The 5,507-nt window shown below is 48.4% G+C and carries 6 protein-coding genes; 4 read left to right on the top strand and 2 right to left on the bottom strand.

The genetic code is table 11. From position 1 onward, the window contains the following. Together AWV70_RS24520 and AWV70_RS11320 are read right to left on the bottom strand one after the other, a co-directional pair. Nucleotides 1–440, bottom strand: a 440-nt coding sequence (locus AWV70_RS24520) for a hypothetical protein (protein WP_235588634.1), incomplete at its 3' end; no start/stop codon positions are given. Next, nucleotides 437–2,014 (bottom strand): hypothetical protein, encoded by a 1,578-nt coding sequence (locus AWV70_RS11320; RefSeq protein WP_060207122.1) that lies wholly within the window; start codon nt 2,012–2,014, stop codon nt 437–439. The genes AWV70_RS24520 and AWV70_RS11320, both read right to left, overlap by 4 nt. Before the next feature lie 119 nt (nt 2,015–2,133). Between AWV70_RS11320 and AWV70_RS11325 the strand changes: the two genes are divergently transcribed. The 4 genes from AWV70_RS11325 to AWV70_RS11340 all read left to right on the top strand — a co-directional run bounded on the left by AWV70_RS11325 (nt 2,134) and on the right by AWV70_RS11340 (nt 5,467). Then, nucleotides 2,134–2,451: a hypothetical protein gene (locus AWV70_RS11325; RefSeq protein WP_060207124.1), complete on the top strand. Its 318-nt coding sequence runs from the start codon at nt 2,134–2,136 to the stop codon at nt 2,449–2,451. Between the two features lie 87 nt (nt 2,452–2,538). Further along, entirely contained in the window at nt 2,539–2,982 is a 444-nt protein-coding gene (locus tag AWV70_RS11330) for a hypothetical protein (RefSeq protein ID WP_060207125.1), read from the top strand. A gap of 523 nt (nt 2,983–3,505) precedes the next feature. Then, entirely contained in the window at nt 3,506–4,192 is a 687-nt protein-coding gene (locus AWV70_RS11335; protein WP_060207127.1) for a hypothetical protein, read from the top strand. Then, nucleotides 4,193–5,467, top strand: a complete 1,275-nt coding sequence (locus AWV70_RS11340) for a hypothetical protein (protein ID WP_060207129.1) — start codon at nt 4,193–4,195, stop codon at nt 5,465–5,467. Nucleotides 5,468–5,507: the final 40 nt, after the last annotated feature.

The raw sequence follows: 5,507 nt of genomic DNA on the forward strand, positions 1-5,507 counted from the left end.
ATTTTTTCGCGAATCGCATCATGCAAAATCATCGAAGAAAGGGCAGAAATCCCGATTTTCTCCTCGTCGAATCGGATCGTCCCTGCGTCCAGCTCCGCATGCTGCCAGAAATCGGTTTCATTCCACAAACGGGCAGCTTCCCGCAATGCCGATAAATGAGCCTCATCATTTGTCGTCCGTCCTTCAAACGACGCGAAAGGATGCGTCTTGCCCGCAAACACTTGGAGAAATTCATTCGTATTCAAATAGACGGCCTCATCATCCGTCTCCGGCAACAAACCGTACAACGCCTGCTCATTATTGAAGAACAAAAACGAAGAGAGCCTATCCGGAGGGACTGCCCGACCGGAAGTATCCGTCGCGGTAACTTCATACCGCCCTTGTTCATCCCTAAAGATCGCCAATTGGAAAAGGAGATTCAATGTATCCATGTTCATCATAAATTCAAATTCCCCTTTTCCATTTCTTCCGACAAGGCACGCAGCCGTCTGTACTGCTCGCGAACCGTGTCGATATACCGGTTCCAAAAATCGACTTTGCCGCTCTTTTTCGCACCCGCCTTCATGTTTTTGAACAACCGAACAGCACGGCGGTAGCTATGCCTGTTCTTCTCCTGGATGAACCGCATCGCATACGTATGGAGCAGCGGCATGACCGAAGCTGGGTCATTCGCGAGGACGAACTTCAACGTATCCGGCTCAAGCCCGTCATACGGAATATTGAACCGGTGCATGAGCGCCGCCCATTCGGCGAACCGCTCGCGCTCGATGAGGAAATCGCCGAACGCGCTGACGCCGTCCTCCCCGTAGATCATGAACAATTCTTCACGGCGGCTTTCCGGAAAATCCGCCTCTTCCAGTAGACCATCGATCTTCCGGATGAAATGATACCGGTCGGTTGCAAACGGAATCTGTTCAAAAAACGGGCCGATATGGGGATAGATCGTATCCATGATGACGGCAAGGGAACCGGCATCCTCCATCTGGGCAGCAAGATCCGCAAGCGGAAGCCAATGGCCAACAAGCTCGCCGCCTGCTCGCTCCGCAATTTTTGCCAACGCTTCTTCATCGCCCTTCGTCAAATTGAAATAAGCGGCAAAAAAGGACGCGTCCACCGAATCATCGTCAAGAAGATGGGCGAGCTCTCTGTTCTGGGCAGCCGTATCTTTGTACAGGAACTCCCACATGATCGCATAGATTTCAAGACGCACTTCAAAAAGCCCTTCATTTCGCAAGGTGAACTCGCGGACATGCATATTCAGCGCCTTGTAAAACGCATCCGTCTCGAACAGCCTCGGTTTCTTGCCTAGCGCTTTACCGATATCGCGCAATTTCTCGATCTGTTCATTTAGCCACATCTTCACTTGCCATTGGCGGTATGTGAAATGATTCGCCTCCTCGAGATGCCCTTGCGAAAACGACCAGCCTGCATTCAATAGATGCAGCCGGTAAAACAGCTCAAACAACGGCTTCCATTCCCATTCGAAAGGGGAGAGGGGCACCACTTTCTGATCCATCAACGAGCTTTCATGGATGAACACATTCGGATTGTCACTTGGTCCGATTTCCCGAAGCGGCTTCGTCAGCCTGTACAATACGTCATTCCAAGCTTCAGGAGTCCGTTCCGAAACGGTCAACGCCATCTGTTCCGCCTCCTGCTGCTGCCAATCATGCAGCCATTCCGTCAACGAATGGAATTGCGAGTACAGATGGAAGACGACCGCTATCTTGTGGGCGCACCAATCACGTTGCTCACAAGAACAAGACCCTTCCGTCATCGACAGCGGAAGAGAGACGAATTCCTCAAATCCGTCATCCAGCAGCACTTCGATGGTGGTATGATCCTGCGAAAAACGGAAACTGCGGAAGGCACCTTTTCGGACCAACGATACCGCTTTCCGGATGACTTGTGCCTCTTCCAGCATACCGGGACGGAAAGTGTGCTTGATCATGTTCATGCATTCATCTATTTCACGCTCATGTAAATAAGAAACTCGTTCCACTGACATGTGCATCGGCTCACTCCCTAAACTAAGCATTCCCTTTATTATAAGGCTTCTAAGCCCTAATCGTAAATGATATCATTTATACTATAGAAAACAGCACACAGTAAAATTGGTGAGGGGGAACCAAGTTGGAAACTTTACTCTTACATATTCCGAAAGTTTATGAAAAACGCTATCTATTGCTGGAAGACTATTCGTCGATCGACCATATCTATGTGGAAGACGGCAAGGGCGGAGGGTTCATTGCCGCGGAAACGTTCATGACGCCCGAGCCCGACTCCCAAGCGGTCGTCGTCAATTATCAATCTGATGAAGTGACAATCTTCAAAGACAAGGAAAGCAAGTTTATCAATCAGCTGCTGAAAAGAAAAATTCCGTTTGAACCTGTGCAGACTCAATTTGTATTGAGCACCAATAAGAAGAATCATCAATCCAAACGTAAGTGAATAGGATAGAAAACAAATCATTCACAAAACATCGTCAACTATGATAGAATGATAATAATCGGAATATTCAATGACGGAGGGATACACATGCTTTCAGTCCAGCGTATGACGCCGTTTTTCACTAGCCAAGAGGACTTTCGTCTACGTCTCGTGTTCGCCTATCAGTATTTCTCGATACTCAAAGGCGGTGAAGTGTACCAATTTGTCCCCTCTGAAGGAAAAGAGATCGTCGTCAATATAAAGAGCCTGCAAGTCGAAAACCTCGGCGAAGTTTTCGTATTCCAACGGGGCAGCCGATTCATCCGGCTGCCGCTCTACCAGCTGCTGCTCATCTCGGATCTCCATCTGCATCTATCATCAATCCTCGAGGGGACATTGAACTTGCAATTGGAAATGCCTGAAGAAGTCGTCCAGGAAGCGGAAAAGCTTATGGAACAAATCGAATCCGACAACCGGCTGCGCATGATTGACTACGCACTCGAAACAAACAACCGCCCCTTATTCACTCAACTGACGGAAGGAATGCAATAGAATTGAAAAACAAATCATGAAAAAACACTTATCGTTCCAGACAAACGATGAGTGTTTTAATTTTATCCTTACATTGGTTTGGGCTGCTAGAATGAAAGGGTATACAAAGCTTGCTTGTTAACTTAGCATAGTGTCATGTAGTTATGCTCGAGTTTAGGTGGGTTATGCGCGTGTTCGCCTAAGTTATGATTGAGTTCAGACAAGTTATGCTCGTTTTGTGACTTTCAACGCATCCTATCAACTCGTAAAAAAATGTAGAGCAATGACGAAAACAGTGGAACCGGTCAATCCGAACAAGAAATCCTGCACAGTAAAACGATACTTATCGTCTTGATCCATCAATATCCGCTCCTTTGTCGATTTCCCGGGAAATTAGGCACTTTAGGAAATGAAGTTTCTAACTAGGTTAGCCAAAATCTCAAAAAATCATACAGGTATTGCCTACTAAAAATTGAAAAATTCGCGAGATTTGATACAGTTATGTATACAGCATCAAAAATACCCGCGGAAAGGATTGTCGCGATTGTTTTTCGATTACCGATTTTGGCACTTTCTAACGAGGCCCTATGAGCTAGCCTCCCAGCTGCAAACTGGAACGATGCGACACTTCAACAGACGGCTCCTCATCGTTTTTCTGGCAGGCATCGCCCTGTTCGCACTTCGAGAAACATGGGGAATGGGCACGGAAGCACTTACGCCATTGATGACGACAATGACGACGACAGATTACATAATCGCAAGATACGCATCACTTGCGGGCACGGTTTTATGGTCAGTCCTATACATAGCATTCCATGTCTTCGGAATCGCATTGATCCTGTCAACATTGACGAAAATTCCATACCGGCAGCTGGTCCCCCTGCAAGTGCTTATCGCCGGTGTGCTGCTCATGGAAAAGGCAGTTCTCTTCATCGTCTTCGCAGCAAAGGGCGCAACTGTCAGCCTTTCTTTCCTATCATTTGGCCCGCTCGCTGTCACAGTCATGGAGAACTGGTACTTGATCCTCTTCTTGAACCAATTGACAGTTACCAGTGCGCTGATCATCACATTGCAATATCGGTTCATCCGGGGATTCGTCGTGGATGGCAGATGGAAAGAGCATCTTTGGATATTGATCGGCTTGCATGTTGCGATGGCCCTCATCACTGCGGCTGTCGCTTACATTCCGTTCGATTCCATCCTCAATTCACTGTTCGGAGGTGGCTTTTAGATGAATAAACGAGTAAGCATCACCGTCGCCGTCATCGTCAGCCTCTTCATCGCGGTGAATGTCCACCTGCTTTTTTCAAAAAAAAGCACGGTTCCAAAATCATTGTATGTCCACCAGTACGAGCGCATGACTCCTGGACATCATGAAGAGGAAATCCCGAAGGAGGGGCTCATCACGCCTGAAGACATTTACACAGTGTACGTCGGCGACGATGAAACCATCGACAAATGGCTCGTCGAGGAAGGCGATCCAGTTCAGGTCGGGGATGAAATCGCGTTGCTGCAAACTGAACGCGCAGAGAGCCAACTCGCGGCATGGGAGGCGGAAGAGGAAGGCCTCCTAGAACAACAGGATTCGATCGAGTCCACAATTTCAAGCCTTGAATCAGAGCGGAGAAGCGCCCAGAATAACGCATCCCATGTGAACACGACAGAAACACCAGGCGACAAAGAAGTCGAATTGACTGTCGACGTCCAAGTCGACGTCCACCAAGACGGCGCATTCGCCCAAGCAATTGCGGAAGCCGAGCGCGAACTGTCGGAAATCGCCCGCGAACTTGCCGTCGTTCAAACACAGCTCGCACAAGATGCCACCCGTCCCGCGCTCATCAGTCCGGTTGACGGAACGGTTTCAAAAGTGGACAAGCATGGCTTCACACTCGCCGCTGATATTTATAGCGACATGAAGCTCGTCACGACTTACGTACAACTCGAAGAATGGCAGAAAATTGGAGCCGGCGATCCCGTCCGCATCCAGGAAAATCATTTGAAGACGGCCATTGAAGGTATGGTCCACTCCATATCAGAAGTGCCAGCGACTGATAGCAAGTGGCGCGAAGCATACGACAAACTCGACCCGAAAGAAAGGGATAACCCCCTTGAACTGTATGAAATTACAATCATGCCGGCAGAAGAACTGTACACCTTGCCATTCGGCGCAAACGTCAACGCATCAATTATCGTGAATGAAGCGGATGCCGTCTCAGTGAAAGTCCAATGGCTTGAATCATATGTGGGGGACAGCGCAGTTGTATGGAAGCTGGACGAAGAGGGTCGCGCCGCCAAAACCGGCGTCACAGTCCCATTCATGACGAACAACCGCGCCGTCATCACAGAAGGTTTGAAAACCGGTGATGTCGCCATCGACAAACGCGATATTGACGAAACCAATAATCTATCGAATGTTTTCCTGCCGCTGCCGCTCGAACTTCCATCGAAAAGCGACTGGAGAACATTCGGCTGGAGGAACTATGTGAAATACAGCTTCGTAGAATAAACACCAAGTCAAAAAACCGCCAAAGTGGCGGTTTTTTTTT

The organism is Sporosarcina koreensis (assembly GCF_001531445.1).
Lineage (GTDB): Bacteria > Bacillota > Bacilli > Bacillales_A > Planococcaceae > Sporosarcina > Sporosarcina koreensis_C.